Below are 20630 nucleotides of genomic sequence, written 5' to 3'. Positions count from 1 at the left end.
GCCATCCGGTTAATGCTTACATCTTATCAAGCAACTGCTTCACGTCTTTACCGTTGCGGCTATCTTTATTGCGATCTGCCCAGTTGTTGAGACGACGTTTCGCTTCATCCTGCATATGTTTACGCAAGACCTGGTCTACTTTTAGGGTGTAATTCAGTGAATCCCAGCTCCCGTAAACCCTGAGCGGAACCGGCGTCTCTTGCAGGAAAGTGACCAGCTTACTGTCCCCTGTCCAGCCGTCGAGTACCTGAATATTAAACTCGGTGTCACAGGTCTGATCGATAAGATCCAACGTCCCTTTACCGGAAAGCGCCAGCAGCGAGGATTGCCCCTGCATATCGTTGAGCGTCAGCTCGCCTTTGCTGAGCGTGACATCGCTCTCAAAGTGATCCAGACGCGTGGCGTTATCGAAGCTTTGTTGTGATTGCACATCGCCGCCGCTACGTTCCACAGCCTGTTGCACCAGCTGTTGGAAGTTCATCCCTTCCATCTGCGTGTCGTTCATTTCAACACGCGCCTGACCCTGCCAGCTATGGCGAAACGCCCACGCATCAATATCCGCGCCAGAGAATTCCCCGGTCAGCGACATCTTCCCGGTCAGAGAGATGGGGTAATTAAAGGCTTTAAGAATGGTACCAATCTCAACATTCTCAAGACGGGGATGAAATACCGCCTGCGGCTCCTGCGCCCTAGCATCCAGTTCACCCGGCAGCGAAACCAGACCGCCATCAAGTTTCCCCTCTAGCTGATCGATATTCAGCAGCCCTGACTGATTCGACATTTTGGCGGCAACATCGGTAAATTCCATCCCCCGCCAACGAACATCGGCAGCCTGCAACGAGATATCCGCAGAAAAACTGTGCAAGCCGCTGTAAGCCGGTTCATCAATCCGCGATGAGATCACCGGTCTCGCGAGCGTTGGCTGGCTCTGCCCCTGCTGCGCAATACCGTTTGCGCCTGGCGCCTCTTCAGTGCGTGGGAGAAGATTATCAAGATTGAGCTTGCCAAACTGGAGGTCAATCACCCATTCCGGTTTATCATTGAGCGTTATCTCTGTTTTTCCGGTGAGCGTGCTGTCATTGGCCGTTAAATTAAGCTGGCTAAAAGAGAGTTTTTTGTCTTCTTCCTGCCACTGTGCCTGTAATTGTCCTTGTCCCTGAATCCCTTGTTTAGGTAGATCGGCCCCCTGCAATTGCCAGGTGAACTGTTGAATCGAGGCCTCCAGATTATGCGGGTAATCAGAAGCATCAACCGTACCATTCAGGGCAAGATTGAGATCGCGCTGGTCACGGTTGACGCGTCCGGAAAACTCGAACGAACCGCGATGTTGGGTATCCTGCTCCATTTGCAGGTGGATATCGCGAACCGTGACCTGCTCATCGTTCTCATGCTGGAAAACCAGCACGCTGTCTGCCACGCGTAGACTGGCGATATCAAACGACCAGCCGCGATCTTCGGCGATATCCGGTAATGTATTGTCTTTTGGCGCAACCGGGGCATCTTTACCGAGCTTCGCTTCCGATTGCGGGGTCAGTTGGATCACCGCCCCTTTCAGCATCACCTGCTCAACCTTGAGTTGATGACTCAGAAGCGGCCACAAGGAGACGTCAAGACGCATGTTGTCTGCGCGAATTAACGGCTCACTTGCACCTTGCGCCGTCAAGGTCATCCGCCCGGAGAGGATGCTAAGCTGTGGCCAGACATGCCAACGCAGTGACCCATCCAGTTCGAGTTGATATCCGCTACGCGCAGCAACCTGCTGCACCATATATGCGCGGAAATCATTTGGATTGACCAACATAACTAACGCAGAAAAACCGGCCACCAGCACGACCAGTAAGATCATCAGCGTCGTCAGAAATCGTCTCATGCTATCCTCAATGGATCGGAAAAGGCTTAGTCTTTATCAATCCGACTGGCAACCGCGCCTTGTTGATCGCGATACTTCGCATCTTCACGACGATTGTAAGGACGCGCTGCGGGGCCGGAAAGCGGCTCGAAGCTCAGCGCGCCAATCAACATGCCAGGGCGCAGCGCCAGCGGTAATTTCCCGGAATTGTAGAACTCCAGCACAATACACCCCGACCAGCCGGGATCGATACGGTGCGCAGTCACGTGCACCATCAACCCCAGACGCGCCAGCGAAGAACGACCGTCCAGCCATCCCACCAGATCCGGCGGCAGCGTAACAGATTCATAGGTCACAGCCAGCGCCAGTTCGCCAGGATGCAGGAAAAAGGCCTCGCCTTCATCCAGCACGATTTCATCGCTCATCACGCGATCCAGCGCGGCGCTCACTTCCGCTTTAGGACCACTCAGGTCGATAAATGCGGCCGTGTGGCCACTGAAGGTGCGAAACTTATTGCCCAGGCGCACATCGACTGTCGCGCCGTTGATGCGCTCGACAGGAGGACGCGGGTTGATCGACAAACGGCCTTCATCCAGCCAGGCTTCAATATCTCGGTCACACAAACGCATGGTACTTTCTCCTTTTGAGCATCAATCCCTTGACGCATGGTGCGTCAAGGGCGAACCAGGTTATCACTGAACGGTACACAATTCGCTGAACTTATTCAAAGAACTGACTGATTTTCGCTTTCAGAATATCGATAGCGATGCGGTTCTTACCGCCGCGCGGCACGATAATATCCGCATACTGTTTAGAGGGTTCGATAAACTGCAGGAACATCGGACGGACGGTTTTCTGATACTGCGCCATGACCGAATCCATAGAACGGCCACGCTCATTGACGTCGCGTTTGATGCGACGCATCAGGCAGATATCCAGCGGGGTATCAACAAAAATAGAGAAGTTCATCTCTTCACGTAACCGCGCATCCGTCAGCAGCAAAATGCCTTCCAGGATGATGACTTTTTTCGGTTCCACACGAACCGTTTCTTTCATACGGGTATGTTCAACATAGCTATACACCGGCAGTTCAATCGCAGTGCCGCGTTTGAGCGTTTGCAGATGTTGAAACAGCAAGCTGTGATCCATCGCATTAGGATGGTCATAGTTGGTTTTTACGCGCTCTTCCATCGACAGATGGCTTTGATCTTTGTAATAGCTGTCTTCGGGAATAACGCCAATATGTGCATCACCGACTTGTTCACGCAACTCACGATAAAGGGTACTGGCAATAAGACTTTTGCCGGAAGCGGACGCGCCAGCGATACCGATAATGACGCACTGATGAGACTGATCAGTCATAAATTTAGCGACCTGATTAACCTGGATGTTAGGGAGGGCGGCGTAGAAACGCCAAACGCGGCAATTATAGGGATTTCAGGCGCGCGATACCAGTCGAGATAGCAGATGGCGCAGCGCCTGCTAAATTACGCCCCAATATTTCCCTTTCGCAAATTAAAATGGTCAACTTTGAAGCAGGCAGGAAGCTTATTTCCAATCGTAAGGAATTATTAACCTAATCGTGTCATTTTATGAGCAGTTGGCGTATAAATTGTAAATTGTTTGTACTAGCATAACCACAGATAAAAACTGACGCGTCCGGGTGTTCCGTGACGGTACGGGCTATTCGGATAACGCGGTAATGAGTAAACAATTCCAACATGTTTTAGTTACCCTCCCCCACCCTTTACTGCGTCTTGTCAGTTTAAGCCTGGTGGCCTTTATCTTTACGCTGTTTTCGCTCGAATTATCGCGTTTTGGTACACAGCTGGCGCCTTTGTGGTTCCCGACCTCCATTATGATGGTGGCGTTTTACCGTCACGCGGGTCGCATGTGGCCAGGTATTGCGCTCTTCTGCTCGCTGGGCAGTCTCGGCGCGGCGTTACTGCTTTTCCCTGACACCTCGCTGAACTTTACCTATACCGCCATTAATATTTTCGAAGCCGTCATCGGCGCACTATTGCTGCGTAAACTCCTGCCCTGGTATAACCCATTACAAAATTTGAGCGACTGGATCCGTCTGGCGATTGGCAGCGCGGTGGTTCCGCCTCTGATGGGCGGACTCCTTATCTGGCTGCTGGTGCCTGAAGGCACGCAGTTAAAAGCCTTTCTTATTTGGGTTCTTTCTGAATCTATCGGCGCGCTGGCGCTGGTTCCCCTGGGGTTGCTGTTTAAACCGCATTATTTGTTGCGCCACCGTGACCCGCGTTTATTGCTTGAGACGCTGCTGACGCTGGCCGTCACGCTGGTGCTGAGTTGGCTCTCAATGCAATATCTGCCGTGGCCGTTTACCAGCGTCATCGTGTTACTGATGTGGAGCGCGGTACGTCTGCCACGAGTGGAAGCCTTTTTAATCTTCCTCGCGACCGTGATGATGGTGTCATTAATGATGGCTGTCGACCCCTCGCTGCTCTCAACGCCCAAAACCCACATCATGGCGAACGTCCCCTGGCTGCCGTTTTTAATGATTCTGCTGCCCGCCAACGTGATGACCATGGTGATGTATGCGTTTCGGACTGAGCGTAAACACATTTCTGAAAGCGAGGCGCGCTTTCGCAACGCCATGGAATACTCCGCCATCGGCATGGCGCTGGTCGGTACCGAAGGCCAGTGGCTGCAAGCGAACAAGGCGTTGTGCCAGTTTCTTGGCTATAGCCAGGATGAGCTACGCGCGCTCACGTTCCAGCAACTGACCTGGCCGGAAGATCTCAATAACGATCTTGAACAGCTCAATATGCTGATTAGCGGCAATATCAACAGTTACTCGATGGAAAAACGCTACTACACCCGGGACGGAGAAGTCGTCTGGGCGCTGCTGACCGTCTCGCTGGTGCGCCATAGCGATGCCACTCCGCTCTACTTTATTGCGCAGATTGAAGATATCAACGACCTGAAGCAAACCGAATGGGTAAATAAACGCCTGATGGAGCGGATCACGCTGGCAAATGAAGCCGGCGGCATTGGCATCTGGGAGTGGGAACTGGAGCCTGACGTGTTCAGTTGGGATAAGCGCATGTTCGATCTCTACGAGCTCCCGCCGAATATCAAACCCTCGTGGCAAGTCTGGTATGACTGTGTGTTGCCAGAAGATCGCGATCACGCAGAACGAGTGATCCGGGACGCACTTACCGCCCGCCGCCCCTTCAAACTGGAGTTTCGTATTGCGGTAAAAGGCGGCATCCGCCATATCCGCTCGCTGGCAAACCGGGTATTAAATAAAGACGGCGAAGTGGAACGCTTACTCGGCATCAATATGGACATGACCGAAGTGAAGCAGTTGAACGAAGCGCTATACCAGGAGAAAGAGCGTCTGCACATTACGCTGGACTCCATCGGGGAAGCCGTGGTCTGTATTGATGTCGACATGAACGTCACCTTTATGAACCCGGTGGCGGAAAAGATGAGTGGCTGGCAGCAAAAAGACGCAATGGGGGTACCGCTACTGACCGTGCTGCGCATTACCTTTGGCGACAACGGTCCGTTAATGGAAAATATCTACAGCGCGGACATGTCCCGCTCCGCGATTGAGCAGGATGTGGTACTGCATTGCCGTACTGGCGGCAACTACGATATCCATTACAGCATTACCCCGCTCAGTACGCTGGACGGGGGCAATATTGGGTCAGTATTGGTTATCCAGGACGTCACTGAATCGCGTAAAATGCTGCGCCAGCTCAGTTACAGCGCATCCCATGACGCCCTGACCCACCTGGCTAACCGGGTCAGTTTCGAAAACCACCTGAAGCGTTTGCTGCAAACCGTTCACGACGCCCACCAACGCCATGCCCTAATCTTTATTGACCTTGACCGTTTCAAAGCTGTCAACGACAGCGCAGGCCATGCCGCCGGTGACGCGCTGTTGCGCGAGATCTCAGCGCTTATGCTCAGTATGATCCGCTCCAGCGACGTGCTGGCGCGGCTGGGCGGAGACGAGTTTGGGTTGTTACTGCCAGACTGTAATATCGAAAGCGCCCGTTTCATCGCAACGCGAATGATTAACGCTATCAACGATTATCACTTTATGTGGGAAGGACGCCTGCACCGGATTGGCGCCAGCGCCGGGATAACGCGGATTGACGAACGCAATTATCTGGCAACGGACGTCATGTCACAGGCTGACATCGCCTGTTACGCCTCCAAAAACAATGGCCGTGGTCGCGTCACCGTGTATGAACCTCAGCAAGAAGAGACTCACAAAGAACGGGGAATGATGTCGCTGGATGAGCAGTGGCATATGATTAAAGACCATCATTTGCTGATGATGGCACGGGGGGTGGCATCACCGAGGATCCCTGAAACATGCAGTTTCTGGTTGATTTCATTACGCCTGTGGACCCGTGAAGGCGACGTCGTGGAAGAGCAAGCCTTCCGCGCGGGATTGGTGGATCCGGCGCTCAATCATGCGCTTGACCGCCGTGTATTGCATGAGTTTTTCCACCATGCGGCCCCGTCGGTTGCCAGCAAGGGGCTGAGCGTCGCCCTCCCCCTCTCCGCCGCTGGGTTAATCAGCGCGACCCTGATCGATGAGTTGCTCACTCACCTTGAACTCAGCCCGCTTCCGGCACGTCTGCTGCACCTGGTGGTGCCAGCCGATGTCATGATCACACATCCCACAGAGACCGCTTCTGCCATTCAAAAACTGCGCCAGGCGGGATGCCGAATGATTTTCAGCCAGGTCGGTCGCGATCTGGAACTCTTCAGCCATCTGACCCCACACATGGCTGACTATCTGCTGCTTGAAAGTGAACTCGCCACCAGACTGCACGGGAATTTGATGGACGAAATGCTGGTTTCAATCATCCAGGGCAATGCACAGCGACTGGGGATCAAAACGCTGGTCGGTCCGGTGCAAACGCCGGTTATCATGGATGCGCTTTCGGGCATCGGGGTTGACCTGATTTATGGCGATATCATTGCCGACGCTCAGCCGTTGGATCTGCTACTTAGCACCAGCTATTTCGCCATCAACTGACGGCTGCCAGCCTTCCGTATACCAGATATGCAACAACGCGTAGGAGCGCCAGGGCTTCCAGCGTTCGGCATAGCGCCGAATCTGCGCGGGCGTCATGCCGGGAAAGCGCTGTTTAATCAGATAATCGTCTGGCAAAAAAATGTCCTTTGCCTGCCAGCCGCGCAGCGCGAAGTAATTGGCAGTCCAGCGACCAATACCGGGAAACGTTTGCAGCGCTTTGACGCCTAGCTCAATGTCAGGGGGCGGCGTGACCGACAATGCGCCATTGAGCGTTGCCTGAGCCAGATGGATCAGCGCCTCACCGCGTTTGAGCGGCATCCCCAGGGCTTTAAGCTCAACCGGGTCCGCAGCGGCCAGCGTTTCAGGACCGGGGAAACAGACATATTCCTCGGCATCTTCCAGGGTCTCGCCATAGCGGCGAGCCACCTTCGCGGTCAGTTTAGCGGCCATCGCCACGCTGACCAGTTGCCCCAGAATCGCCCGCACGCCCTGTTCAAACGCATCAACAGCGCCCGGCAGACGTAACCCCGGGCGCGCAGCCCCCAGTTCGCCAAGCGCATCGCTCACCTGCAACGGATCACAGCGAAGATCGAAGAGCCGCTCGATTTTCGCCAGACATTCCGCTGCCACGGGCTGTAAACCAGGACTCAGGGTAACCTGCAACGAATGCATCTGCGGGTCTGGCACCACGGTCAGCAGTCCCCGATGCTCCCCGATAGCCAGACTTCGCACATAGGACGACACCCCCACGGTCTCCACACCATCAACCGCACGCGCGGCGAGAAAACCCAACATCCAGGACCAGTCATACGGCGGTTGCCAGCTCAGGGTATACATTGCGACTCCTTGAACGGTGAATCTTCAGCATAAACGGTTTATCCACGTTACGCCTTGCTTTCATATTCCAGTTGTCGGGGCGGCAACATTTCGTTAAAGTCACGCCCCTTCTTCACTGGCATGGGGATTTTTCAGTGTTTATTGGTTTTGATTACGGTACGGCGAACTGTTCAGTGGCCGTTATGCAGGACGGGCAACCACGCCTGCTCCGAATGGAAAATAACAGCACGTTGTTGCCTTCTATGCTGTGCGCTCCCACGCGCGAAGCGGTGAGTGAATGGTTGTACCGCCATCACGATGTTCCGGCAACGGATGCAGAAACGCAGGCGTTGTTGCGTCGCGCGATGCGCTACAACCGTGAAGAAGACATTGATGTCAACGCGGGCAGCGTACAGTTTGGACTCGCCTCTCTGGCCCAGTACATTGACGATCCCGAAGAGGTTTACTTCGTTAAATCGCCCAAATCTTTCTTAGGTGCCAGCGGACTTAAGCCGCAGCAGGTTGCGCTGTTCGAGGATTTGGTGTGCGCCATGATGCTGCACATCCGTCTTCAGGCACAGAGTCAGTTACCAGAATCGATAAGCCAGGCGGTCATTGGTCGCCCGATCAACTTTCAGGGATTAGGCGGAGACGACGCCAATGCCCAGGCGCAAGGGATTCTGGAACGTGCGGCAAAACGCGCGGGGTTTGCGGAGGTGGTATTTCAGTATGAACCGGTTGCTGCAGGGCTGGATTATGAAGCCACGCTGACAGAAGAAAAACGGGTTCTGGTTGTCGACATTGGCGGCGGTACTACGGACTGCTCCTTGCTGTTGATGGGCCCCCAGTGGCATCAACGCGCTGACCGCGAAACCAGTCTGCTCGGACACAGCGGATGTCGCGTCGGCGGTAACGATCTTGATATCGCTCTGGCGTTTAAAAACCTGATGCCGCTGCTCGGCATGGGGGGCGAAACAGAAAAAGGCATCGCGCTGCCAATCCTGCCGTGGTGGAATGCCGTCGCGATAAACGATGTCCCTGCGCAAAGTGATTTTTACAGCACCGCCAACGGTCGCTTGCTTAACGATCTGGTGCGTGACGCGCGTGACGCAGACAAAGTCGCGCTGCTGCTCAAAGTCTGGCGTCAACGCCTGAGCTATCGCCTGGTGCGCAGTGCGGAAGAGAGCAAAATTGCTCTTTCCGAACAGCCCCATGTCACCACGTCGCTGCCTTTCATCAGTGACGAACTCGCGGCGGCAATCAGTCAGCAGGGGCTGGAAGCAGCGCTGAACCAGCCACTGGCAAGAATTCTGGAACAGGTTCAACTGGCGCTGGATAACGCACAGGAAAACCCGGATGTGATTTACCTGACCGGCGGCAGCGCGCGTTCACCGCTGCTCAAAAAAGCGCTGGCCGAACAGCTACCGGGAATTCCGATTGCCGGGGGTGATGATTTTGGTTCCGTGACCGCCGGTCTGGCGCGCTGGGCGGACGTGGTTTTTCGCTAATCACCTCGCAAGCTGAATAGCGTGTGGATTGACTTTATCGTTGCCAACGCTTAACGTCAGGAGTGAGGGTAAGGGAGAGGTTTCCCCCTCCCCCTGGTGTCTTAGTAAGCCTGGAAGCTAATGACTAAGAGTATCACCAGTATGATGACTAACCTCATCATAACCCTTTCCTTATTTAAGGCCCCTTCCTCGGGAGGGGCTTTCCCGTTTCAGCGTCCTGCTGAAATGAGTGGCTTACCTCCTTCGCCGTGTCGTCACTTTAACGTAATACCCAGCGCCCTCTCTTTTTGTCGATAATTGTTGCGTAACGCCTCGCAAAGCCCGTCGCCATTCAGACGAATCCAGACAGTGTTTCATAATTCCTCCATTATTCTCCCTTGTTCGCTGGCTAAACTAGTATCATTCCGCGAAACGTTTCAGGATGAGAAACTTATAACGATGAAAGGCAGTAACAAATCCCGCTGGGTGCTCGCTATTGTGGTCGCTGCGGCGGCCATTTCCGCAGTCTGGTTCTGGCATAATCGTGGTGAAACACAGGGAACAACGCCAGGCGCAACCGCGCATGCACAACACCCCGCCGGGCAAGGTCGACGCGGTATGCGCTCCGGCCCGTTAGCGCCGGTGCAGGCGGCGACTGCCGTAGAACAAGCAGTGCCGCGCTATCTGACCGGGCTGGGAACCGTGACGGCGGCCAATACGGTGACGGTGCGCAGCCGCGTGGACGGTCAACTGATGGCGCTGCACTTTCAGGAAGGACAACAGGTCAAAGCAGGCGATCTGTTGGCGGAGATTGATCCCAGCCAGTTCAGGGTCGCGTTAGCGCAGGCCCAGGGACAATTAGCCAAAGACAACGCCACACTGGCGAATGCCCGCCGTGATTTAGCCCGCTTTCAACAGCTGGCGAAAACCAATCTCGTTTCTCGTCAGGAGCTGGACGCCCAGCAGGCGCTGGTCAGCGAAACCCAGGGCACGATTAAAGCTGATGAGGCCAGCGTCGCCAGCGCGCAGCTCCAGCTTGACTGGAGCCGCATTACCGCACCGGTTGACGGTCGCGTCGGTTTGAAACAGGTGGATATCGGTAATCAGATCGCCAGTAGCGACACCACCGGGATCGTCGTTATCACTCAGACACACCCTATCGATCTCATTTTTACTCTGCCGGAAAGCGATATCGCCACGGTGATACAGGCACAAAAAGCGGGGAAAACCGTCACGGTTGAGGCCTGGGATCGCACCAACGCGCAAAAGCTGAGCGAAGGGGTATTGCTGAGCCTGGACAACCAGATTGATGCCACTACCGGCACCATTAAGATCAAAGCGCGCTTTAATAATCAGGATGATACGTTGTTCCCAAATCAGTTCGTCAATGCGCGAATGCTGGTTGATACCGAGCACAATGCCGTTGTAATTCCGACTGCCGCCGTACAAATGGGTAACGAAGGCCATTTTGTCTGGGTATTGAATGACGAAAACAGGGTCAGCAAACATCAGGTGAAACCCGGTATTCAGGACAGCCAGAAAGTGGTGATTAGCGCCGGATTATCCGTTGGTGATCGTGTCGTCACCGACGGTATTGACCGTCTGACGGAAGGGGCGAAAGTTGAAGTGGTGGAGGCGCAATCCGCAACCCCAACTGACGGTAAAGCCACTACGCGAGAATATGGCAAAAAAGGAGCGAACTCCTGATGCAGGTGTTACCACCAGGCAGAACGGGCGGCCCTTCCCGCCTGTTTATTCTGCGCCCTGTTGCCACAACGCTATTGATGGTGGCAATTCTGTTGGCCGGGATTATCGGCTATCGGTTCCTGCCCGTTGCCGCATTGCCCGAAGTGGACTATCCGACGATTCAGGTGGTGACGCTCTATCCTGGCGCCAGCCCCGATGTGATGACCTCCGCCGTCACCGCCCCGCTTGAGCGCCAGTTTGGACAAATGTCAGGTCTGAAACAGATGTCGTCGCAGAGCTCAGGCGGCGCATCGGTGGTGACGCTACAGTTCCAGCTTTCACTGCCGTTGGATGTCGCCGAGCAGGAAGTGCAGGCCGCCATTAATGCCGCCACCAATCTGCTACCGGACGATCTCCCGAACCCACCGGTTTACAGCAAAGTTAACCCGGCTGATCCGCCCATTATGACGCTCGCCGTCACCTCTGGTGCCCTTCCGATGACGCAGGTAGAAGATATGGTCGAAACACGGGTGGCGCAAAAAATTTCGCAGGTTTCCGGCGTCGGCTTAGTGACGCTTTCGGGGGGACAACGCCCGGCAGTACGCGTGAAGCTGAATGCGCAGGCCATCGCTGCGTTGGGTCTTACCAGCGAAACCATCCGTACCGCTATCACCGGCGCGAACGTCAATTCAGCAAAAGGCAGCCTCGACGGTCCCACGCGCGCGGTCACGCTCTCCGCCAACGATCAGATGCAGTCCGTGGATGAATATCGCCAGTTGATCGTGGCATATCAAAACGGCGCGCCTGTTCGCCTGGGCGATGTCGCCACCGTTGAACAAGGTGCAGAAAACCGTTGGCTAGGTGCCTGGGCCAATAAAGAACAAGCCATCGTGATGAATGTGCAGCGCCAGCCCGGCGCGAATATTATCTCTACCGCAGACAGTATTCGCCAGATGTTGCCGCAACTGACCGACAGTTTGCCGAAATCGGTCAAGGTGACGGTACTTTCCGATCGCACCACCAATATTCGCGCCTCGGTGACAGACACCCAGTTCGAACTGATGCTGGCTATTGCGCTGGTCGTGATGATTATCTACCTGTTCTTGCGCAATATTCCCGCCACGATAATTCCCGGCGTCGCCGTACCGCTGTCGCTGATCGGCACCTTTGCCGTGATGGTATTTCTCGATTTCTCCATCAATAACCTGACGTTGATGGCGCTCACCATCGCCACCGGTTTTGTGGTGGATGACGCCATTGTGGTCATTGAAAACATTTCGCGTTATATCGAAAAAGGCGAGAAACCGCTGGCGGCCGCGCTCAAAGGGGCGGGCGAGATCGGCTTTACCATTATCTCGTTAACATTCTCATTGATTGCGGTGCTTATCCCGCTGCTGTTTATGGGCGATATTGTCGGACGACTGTTTCGCGAATTTGCCGTGACGCTGGCGGTTGCCATTCTGATTTCTGCCGTGGTGTCACTGACGCTGACCCCAATGATGTGCGCCCGGATGCTGAGTCAGGAATCACTGCGCAAGCAAAACCGTTTCTCCCGCGCCTCGGAAAGAATGTTTGAACGCATTATCGCCGGTTATGGTCATCTGTTGGCGAAAGTGCTCAATCATCCCTGGCTGACACTCAGCGTCGCGCTGGGCACGCTGCTCCTGAGCGTGATGCTGTGGATATTTATTCCGAAAGGTTTCTTTCCAATCCAGGATAACGGCATTATTCAGGGAACGCTGCAGGCGCCGCAATCCAGCTCGTTCGCCAACATGGCGCAGCGTCAGCGTCAGGTCTCCGACCTTATTCTCAAAGACCCTGCCGTCGAAAGCCTGACCGCGTTTGTCGGCGTGGATGGCACTAATCCGGCACTGAACAGCGCCCGATTGCAAATCAACCTGAAGCCCCTTGATGAGCGCGACGATCGCGTTTCGCAGGTGATTTCGCGCCTGCAGCAAGCGGTAGACACCGTGCCGGGCGTGGATCTCTATCTTCAGCCGACGCAGGATCTCACCATCGATACCCAGGTGAGCCGCACGCAGTATCAGTTCACGCTGCAGGCGACATCGCTGGATGCGCTAAGTACCTGGGTGCCGCAACTGGTGGAGAAACTGCAGCAGTTGCCGCAGCTTTCTGACGTGAGCAGCGACTGGCAGGACAAAGGTCTGGTGGCGTATGTCAATGTCGATCGCGACAGCGCCAGCCGGTTGGGGATCAGCATGGCTGATGTCGATAACGCCCTGTATAACGCGTTCGGCCAGCGGCTGATTTCGACGATTTATACCCAGGCAAACCAGTATCGCGTGGTCCTTGAACACAACACGGAAAACACGCCGGGGCTGGCGGCATTAGATTCCGTGCGCCTCACCGGTCGCGATGGCGGCATAGTGCCGCTCAGCGCTATCGCCAGCATCGGCCAGCGTTTTGCCCCGCTTTCCATTAACCACCTCGATCAGTTCCCGGTCACGACTATCTCCTTTAACGTACCGGAGGACTACGCGCTCGGCGATGCGGTACAGGCGATTCTGGACACCGAAAAAACGCTCAATCTACCTGCGGATATCACGACCCAGTTCCAGGGTAGCACCCTCGCCTTCCAGGCCGCTCTCGGCAACACCGTCTGGCTTATCGTGGCGGCGGTGGTGGCGATGTACATCGTGCTCGGCGTGCTGTACGAAAGCTTTATTCACCCCATCACCATTCTCTCCACGTTGCCAACGGCAGGCGTCGGCGCGCTACTGGCCTTGATGATTGCAGGCAGTGAACTGGATGTTATCGCCATCATCGGCATCATTCTGTTGATTGGTATCGTCAAGAAAAATGCCATCATGATGATCGACTTTGCCCTTGCCGCTGAGCGCGAACAGGGCATGGCGCCGCAGGAAGCCATCTTCCAGGCCTGTTTGCTGCGTTTTCGCCCGATCCTGATGACGACCCTGGCAGCATTACTGGGGGCATTACCGTTGATGCTAAGTACCGGCGTAGGCGCTGAATTGCGCCGTCCGCTGGGTATTGGCATGGTCGGCGGTCTGCTGGTCAGCCAGGTATTGACGCTGTTCACCACGCCAGTCATTTATCTGCTGTTTGACCGCTTATCGCTGTCGATGAAAAACCACTTTTCGCGCCGGGAAGAGGAAGCGTAAATGAAATTTTTCGCCCTTTTCATTTATCGTCCGGTCGCCACCATTTTGATCGCTCTCGCGATTACGCTCTGCGGCGTGCTGGGCTTCCGGCTGTTGCCGGTCGCGCCGTTGCCGCAGGTAGATTTCCCGGTGATCATGATCAGCGCCTCGTTGCCAGGTGCTTCGCCGGAAACAATGGCCTCTTCGGTCGCCACGCCGCTGGAACGCGCGCTGGGGCGGATTGCCGGCATCACTGAAATGACCTCCAGTAGTTCACTGGGTAGCACGCGCATTATTCTTGAGTTTAATTTTGACCGCGATATCAACGGTGCCGCGCGTGACGTGCAGGCGGCGATCAACGCCGCACAAAGTTTGCTCCCCAGCGGAATGCCCAGCCGCCCTACCTACCGTAAGGCCAATCCGTCTGATGCGCCGGTCATGATCCTGACGCTGACATCGGATACCTGGACTCAGGGCGAGCTGTATGACTTTGCCTCAACGCAGCTTGCCCAGACCATCGCCCAAATCGACGGCGTGGGCGATGTGGACGTCGGCGGCAGTTCGTTACCCGCCGTGCGCGTTGGGCTGAATCCACAGGCGCTGTTTAACCAGGGCGTTTCGCTGGACGATGTGCGTACCGCCATCAGCGATGCCAATGTGCGAAAACCCCAGGGCGCGCTCGAAGATCAGCGCCAGCGCTGGCAGATACAGACCAATGATGAACTGAAAACCGCTGCGGAATACCAGCCGCTGATCATTCATTACAACAACGGCGCGGCCGTACGCCTGGGCGATGTCGCCACGGCCACCGACTCGGTACAGGATGTGCGTAATGCCGGGATGACCAACGCGAAACCGGCGATCTTGTTGATGATCCGCAAGCTGCCGGAAGCCAATATTATTCAGACGGTGGACGGTATTCGGGCGAAGATCCCTGACCTGCAAACGCTGATCCCGGCCTCCATTGATTTACAAATCGCCCAGGATCGCTCTCCGACGATTCGGGCCTCGCTGGAAGAGGTCGAACAGACGCTGATCATTTCCGTCGCCCTGGTGGTGCTGGTAGTGTTTTTATTCCTGCGTTCCGGGCGTGCAACCTTGATCCCTGCCGTCGCCGTACCGGTTTCACTGATTGGTACTTTCGCCGCCATGTATTTGTGCGGCTTTAGCCTGAATAACCTGTCGCTGATGGCGTTAACTATTGCGACCGGTTTTGTCGTCGATGACGCCATCGTGGTGCTGGAAAACATATCCCGCCACCTTGAGACGGGAATGAAACCCTTACAGGCGGCGCTACAGGGAACGCGGGAAGTCGGTTTCACGGTGCTCTCGATGAGTCTTTCGCTGGTGGCGGTATTTCTGCCGTTGCTGCTGATGGGGGGATTACCCGGCAGGCTGCTGCGCGAATTTGCCGTTACGTTGTCGGTTGCGATAGGGATTTCACTGCTCGTCTCGCTGACCTTAACCCCGATGATGTGCGGCTGGATGCTCAAATCCGGCAAACCGCGCGAGCAGACGCGCAAGCGGGGTTTTGGACGCCTGCTGGTCGCATTGCAACAAGGTTACGGCAACTCACTGAAATGGGTGTTAAAACATACCCGTCTGGTGGGCGTTGTCCTGCTTGGCACCATCGCGCTGAATATCTGGCTTTATATTTCGATCCCGAAAACTTTTTTCCCTGAACAGGATACCGGGGTGTTGATGGGCGGCATTCAGGCCGATCAGAGCATTTCGTTCCAGGCGATGCGCGGTAAACTCGAAGACTTTATGAAAATCATCCGTGACGATCCGGCGGTGAATAACGTCACCGGGTTTACCGGCGGTTCGAGGGTCAACAGCGGCATGATGTTTATCACCCTGAAGTCACGCGATGAGCGGCACGAAACCGCTCAGCAGGTCATCGACAGGCTGCGGGTAAAGCTGGCAAAAGAGCCCGGCGCCAATCTGTTTCTGATGGCGGTGCAGGATATCCGCGTCGGTGGACGCCAGGCCAACGCCAGCTATCAGTACACGCTGCTGTCAGATGACCTTGCGGCGCTACGCGAATGGGAGCCCAAAATTCGCAAATCGCTCTCCTCACTTTCGCAACTGGCCGATGTTAACTCCGACCAACAGGACAACGGCGCGGAGATGGATCTGATTTACGATCGCGACACCCTGTCACGGTTGGGTATCGACGTTCAGGCGGCGAACAGTTTACTGAACAATGCCTTTGGTCAGCGGCAGATTTCGACCATTTATCAGCCGATGAACCAGTACAAAGTGGTGATGGAAGTGGATCCGCGTTATACCCAGGACATCAGCGCGCTGGATAAAATGTTCGTGATTAACAATGACGGGAAAGCCATTCCGCTCTCGAGCTTTGCGAAATGGCAGCCCGCTAACGCGCCGTTGTCGGTAAACCATCAGGGCTTATCTGCCGCCTCGACCATCGCCTTTAACCTGCCGACCGGAACATCGCTTTCCCAGGCAACCGACGCGATCAACCGCGCCATGACACAGCTTGGGGTGCCCTCCACGGTTCGCGGGAGTTTTGCCGGTACCGCGCAGGTGTTCCAGGACACCATGAACGCCCAGGTGATTCTGATTCTGGCGGCGATCGCCACGGTCTACATCGTGTTGGGGATGTTATACGAAAGCTATGTTCACCCGCTGACCATCCTCTCCACGCTCCCCTCTGCTGGCGTCGGCGCGCTACTGGCGCTGGAACTTTTTGATGCCCCGTTCAGCCTAATTGCCCTGATAGGGATCATGCTATTAATTGGCATTGTGAAAAAAAACGCCATCATGATGGTCGATTTTGCGCTGGAGGCGCAGAGAACAGGCAATCTGACGCCGGAACAGGCGATATTTCAGGCCTGTTTACTGCGTTTTCGCCCCATCATGATGACCACGCTGGCAGCATTGTTTGGCGCGCTGCCGCTGGTGTTATCAAGCGGAGACGGCTCAGAGTTACGCCAGCCTCTGGGGATTACCATTGTCGGAGGGCTGGTCATGAGCCAACTCCTGACGCTCTATACCACCCCGGTGGTGTATCTCTTTTTTGACCGTCTGCGGCTACGTTTTTCACGTAAAAACAGCAAAACCGTCCCGGTATAGAAAATGACAGAACTTCCCGACAGCACCCGCTGGCAACTTTGGATTGTGGCATTCGGCTTCTTTATGCAGTCGCTGGATACCACGATTGTGAACACCGCGCTGCCCTCGATGGCGAAAAGCCTTGGGGAAAGCCCGCTGCATATGCACATGGTTATCGTGTCGTATGTGCTGACCGTGGCCGTGATGCTCCCCGCCAGCGGGTGGCTGGCGGACAAAATCGGCGTGCGTAACATTTTCTTTTCCGCCATCATCCTGTTTACGCTGGGATCGCTGTTCTGCGCAGGTTCCAACACGCTCAATGAACTGGTGATGGCGCGCGTGCTACAAGGTATTGGCGGTGCAATGATGGTGCCCGTCGGCAGGCTAACAGTGATGAAAATCGTCCCACGCGAACAGTATATGGCGGCAATGACATTCGTGACGTTGCCCGGTCAGGTTGGTCCGCTGCTCGGCCCGGCATTAGGGGGAATTCTGGTGGAGTACGCCTCCTGGCACTGGATTTTCCTGATCAACATTCCCGTTGGGATCGTCGGGGCTATCGCCACATTGCTGCTGATGCCAAACTACACGATGCAAACGCGGCGTTTTGATCTGTCCGGATTTCTTCTGCTGGCGGTCGGCATGGCGGTCCTCACGCTGGCGCTTGATGGCGGCAAAGGGTCAGGGATCTCTCACGCTGCGCTGGCGGTACTCATCGCCAGCGGCTGCGTTGCAATCCTGCTGTATCTCCGGCATGCGAAGAACAATGCGCGCGCCCTGTTTAGCCTGGACTTGTTCCGTACTCACACCTTTTCGCTCGGTCTGCTTGGCAGTTTCACCGGACGCATCGGCAGTGGCATGCTCCCCTTCATGACCCCGGTATTTTTGCAGATTGGCCTGGGCTTCTCGCCCTTCCATGCCGGATTGATGATGATCCCAATGGTGCTGGGCAGTATGGGGATGAAACGGGTAGTGGTGCAGGTGGTCAACCGGTTTGGCTATCGCCGGGTACTGGTCGCCACCACCCTCGGCCTGGCGCTGGTCAGTCTGCTGCTTATGGTCACGGCGCTGCTGGGCTGGTATTACCTCCTGCCTTTTGTACTGTTCCTGCTGGGGATGGTGAACTCAACCCGTTTCTCCTCGATGAACACCCTGACGCTGAAGGACCTTCCGGACGACCTAGCCAGCAGCGGCAACAGTTTGCTGTCGATGATCATGCAGTTGTCGATGAGTATTGGCGTGACCGTTGCCGGATTATTGCTGGGGATGTTTGGTCAACAACACCTCACCGCTGGGGCAGGCGCAACGCAAACCGTCTTTATGTACAGCTGGCTTTGTATGGCGTTCATCATTGCACTCCCGGCGATCATTTTTTCCCGGGTCCCTAACGACACACACAAAAACACGGTCATTTCGCGGCGAAAAAGGAGCCTGTAATGAAATTCTGGCGACCCGGTATCACCGGCAAACTGTTCCTGGCTATTTTTGCCACCTGCATTGTTTTGCTCATCACCATGCACTGGGCCGTACGCATTAGCTTCGAGCGCGGATTCATTGACTACATCAAACAGGGCAACGAGCAGCGTTTGCAACTGCTGAGCGACGCGTTGGGCGAGCAGTACCAGCTACATGGCAACTGGCGTTTTTTACGCAACAACGATCGTTTTGTATTCCAGATCCTGCGTTCTTTAGAACATGATAATGACGATGACAAACCCGGCCCGGGGATGCCTCCGCACGGCTGGCGCACCCAGTTTTGGGTCGTCGACCAAAATGCCCGCGTCCTGGTGGGCCCCAGAGCCCCCGTTCCGCACGACGGCACGCGGCGGGCTATCCTCGTGAATGGCATGGAAGTCGGCGCAGTCATCGCCTCCCCTGTCGAGCGCTTAACGCGCAATACCGACATTAATTTTGATAAACAGCAGCGGCGAACCAGTTGGCTGATTGTGGCGTTATCCACGCTGCTGGCCGCGCTGGCGACGTTTTCACTGGCGCGTGGACTGCTGGCGCCCGTAAAACGCCTGGTGGAAGGTACGCACAAGCTGGCAGCCGGTGATTTCACCACCCGCGTCGCCTCCACCAGCACAGATGAGCTGGGCAAACTGGCACAGGACTTTAACCAGCTCGCCAGTACGCTGGAAAAAAATCAGCAAATGCGCCGCGATTTTATGGCTGACATCTCGCACGAACTGCGCACGCCGTTGGCCGTTCTGCGCGGTGAACTGGAGGCGATTCAGGATGGCGTGCGGCAATTCACGCCGGAATCCGTGGCCTCACTACAGGCCGAAGTCGGCACACTGACCAAGCTGGTAAACGACCTGCATCAGTTGTCGATGTCTGATGAGGGGGCGCTGGCGTACCAAAAAACCTCGGTCGATCTTATTCCGCTTCTGGAAGTTGCCGGTGGTGCGTTTCGCGAGCGTTTCACCAGTCGGGGGCTGACGCTACAGCTGTCTTTGCCCGACAGCGTCTGCGTATTTGGCGACCGGGATCGTCTGATGCAGTTGTTCAATAATCTGCTGGAAAACAGTCTGCGTTACACCGATAGCGGTGGCGGTCTGCATATTTCCGCAGAACAACGCGACAAATCGTTGCTGTTGACCTTCGCTGATTCCGCGCCCGGCGTCAGCGACGAACAGCTACAGAAACTGTTTGAACGTTTTTACCGAACGGAAGGCTCCCGCAACCGCGCCAGTGGCGGCTCCGGGCTGGGGCTGGCGATTTGCGTCAACATTGTGCAGGCGCATAATGGCCACATCCGCGCAGCCCATTCGCCTTTTGGCGGGGTTAGCATTACAGTAGAGTTACCGCTGGAACGCGATTTACAGAGAGATGTATGACAGAGTTACCCATTGATGAAAACACACCACGTATTTTGATTGTGGAAGATGAACCCAAACTGGGACAACTGCTTATCGACTATCTGCGCGCCGCGAGTTATGCGCCGACCCTGATCGGTCACGGTGATCAGGTGCTGCCTTACGTGCGTCAAACACCGCCCGATCTGATCCTGCTGGATCTCATGCTACCCGGCACCGACGGTTTAACCCTGTGTCGGGAAATCCGCCGTTTTTCTGAAATCCCGATCGTCATGGTGACGGCCAAAATTGAAGAGATAGACAGATTGCTGGGGCTGGAAATAGGCGCCGATGATTACATCTGCAAACCGTACAGCCCGCGAGAAGTGGTCGCCCGTGTCAAAACCATTCTTCGCCGTTGTCGCCCCCACAAAGAACTGCAACAACTGGACGCCGACAGCCCGCTGATTGTCGATGAAGGCCGCTTTCAGGCCTCCTGGTGCGGTAAGATGCTCGATTTAACGCCTGCCGAATTCCGCTTATTGAAAACCCTTTCGCACGAGCCAGGTAAGGTCTTTTCTCGCGAGCAACTGCTCAATCACCTCTACGATGATTATCGTGTGGTGACCGATCGCACCATCGACAGCCACATTAAAAATTTGCGCCGTAAGCTGGAATCCCTGGACGCCGAGCAGTCATTTATTCGTGCCGTCTATGGTGTTGGGTATCGCTGGGAAGCCGATGCCTGTCGGATTGTTTAAC

At 55.4% G+C, this 20630-nt stretch carries 13 protein-coding genes; 8 read left to right on the top strand and 5 right to left on the bottom strand.

The features are described 5' to 3' along the window. Positions 1–16: 16 nt before the first annotated feature. From asmA to udk, 3 genes are all read right to left on the bottom strand, one after another. Positions 17–1870: an outer membrane assembly protein AsmA gene (asmA, locus tag AC07NP_RS09160; protein WP_494660245.1), complete on the bottom strand. Its 1854-nt coding sequence runs from the start codon at positions 1868–1870 to the stop codon at positions 17–19. A gap of 26 nt (positions 1871–1896) precedes the next feature. Next, complete coding sequence (dcd, locus tag AC07NP_RS09155) at positions 1897–2478, bottom strand: dCTP deaminase (protein WP_162379963.1); 582 nt, start codon at positions 2476–2478, stop codon at positions 1897–1899. Between the two features lie 91 nt (positions 2479–2569). After that, positions 2570–3211, bottom strand: a complete 642-nt coding sequence (gene udk, locus AC07NP_RS09150) for a uridine kinase (RefSeq protein ID WP_192612745.1) — start codon at positions 3209–3211, stop codon at positions 2570–2572. A gap of 340 nt (positions 3212–3551) precedes the next feature. Here udk and AC07NP_RS09145 point away from each other — a divergent pair, with 340 nt between their 5' ends. Next, on the top strand, positions 3552–6881 hold the full coding sequence (locus tag AC07NP_RS09145; RefSeq protein ID WP_494660244.1) for a diguanylate cyclase: 3330 nt from the start codon (positions 3552–3554) through the stop codon (positions 6879–6881). On the opposite strand, the gene alkA is transcribed toward AC07NP_RS09145, so the two are convergent. Continuing rightward, positions 6849–7718, bottom strand: coding sequence for a DNA-3-methyladenine glycosylase 2 (gene alkA / locus AC07NP_RS09140; RefSeq protein ID WP_494660243.1), 870 nt, complete (start codon positions 7716–7718; stop codon positions 6849–6851). The two genes, AC07NP_RS09145 and alkA, sit on opposite strands and share 33 nt — an antisense overlap. Positions 7719–7852: 134 nt before the next feature. Between alkA and yegD the strand changes: the two genes are divergently transcribed. Further along, complete coding sequence (gene yegD, locus AC07NP_RS09135; protein WP_494660242.1) at positions 7853–9205, top strand: molecular chaperone; 1353 nt, start codon at positions 7853–7855, stop codon at positions 9203–9205. 101 nt (positions 9206–9306) lie between these two features. Here the strand turns inward: yegD and AC07NP_RS09130 are convergent, their stop codons facing one another. Beyond that, positions 9307–9366 carry a type I toxin-antitoxin system Ibs family toxin gene (locus AC07NP_RS09130; RefSeq protein WP_203361243.1) on the bottom strand — a complete coding sequence of 20 codons (60 nt, stop codon included), beginning with the start codon at positions 9364–9366 and terminating at the stop codon, positions 9307–9309. Positions 9367–9643: 277 nt separating this feature from the next. Between AC07NP_RS09130 and AC07NP_RS09125 the strand changes: the two genes are divergently transcribed. Genes AC07NP_RS09125 through baeR form a run of 6 tightly spaced genes read left to right on the top strand, consistent with a single transcriptional unit; the run spans position 9644 to position 20629 of the window. Then, on the top strand, positions 9644–10891 hold the full coding sequence (locus AC07NP_RS09125; RefSeq protein ID WP_494660241.1) for an MdtA/MuxA family multidrug efflux RND transporter periplasmic adaptor subunit: 1248 nt from the start codon (positions 9644–9646) through the stop codon (positions 10889–10891). After that, a complete protein-coding gene (locus AC07NP_RS09120; protein WP_494660240.1) occupies positions 10891–14013 on the top strand; it encodes an MdtB/MuxB family multidrug efflux RND transporter permease subunit in 3123 nt (1040 codons plus the stop codon). The genes AC07NP_RS09125 and AC07NP_RS09120 overlap by 1 nt, the downstream gene beginning before the upstream one ends. Further along, the gene (gene mdtC, locus AC07NP_RS09115) at positions 14014–17091 is read left to right on the top strand and encodes a multidrug efflux RND transporter permease subunit MdtC (RefSeq protein ID WP_494660239.1); all 3078 of its coding nucleotides are present in this window, start codon (positions 14014–14016) and stop codon (positions 17089–17091) included. It begins immediately after the preceding gene. 3 nt (positions 17092–17094) lie between these two features. Next, positions 17095–18507 (top strand): MFS transporter, encoded by a 1413-nt coding sequence (locus AC07NP_RS09110; protein ID WP_494660238.1) that lies wholly within the window; start codon positions 17095–17097, stop codon positions 18505–18507. Continuing rightward, a complete protein-coding gene (gene baeS / locus AC07NP_RS09105) occupies positions 18507–19910 on the top strand; it encodes an envelope stress sensor histidine kinase BaeS (protein WP_494660237.1) in 1404 nt (467 codons plus the stop codon). Before AC07NP_RS09110 ends, baeS begins: the two co-directional genes overlap by 1 nt. Continuing rightward, positions 19907–20629 (top strand): envelope stress response regulator BaeR, encoded by a 723-nt coding sequence (baeR, locus tag AC07NP_RS09100; protein WP_203360700.1) that lies wholly within the window; start codon positions 19907–19909, stop codon positions 20627–20629. Before baeS ends, baeR begins: the two co-directional genes overlap by 4 nt. The last annotated feature ends 1 nt before the right edge of the window (position 20630 follow it).

The organism is Citrobacter sp. GW821-FHT07H02, from assembly GCF_059418505.1.
This window is presented reverse-complemented; position numbering and strand designations above follow the sequence as displayed.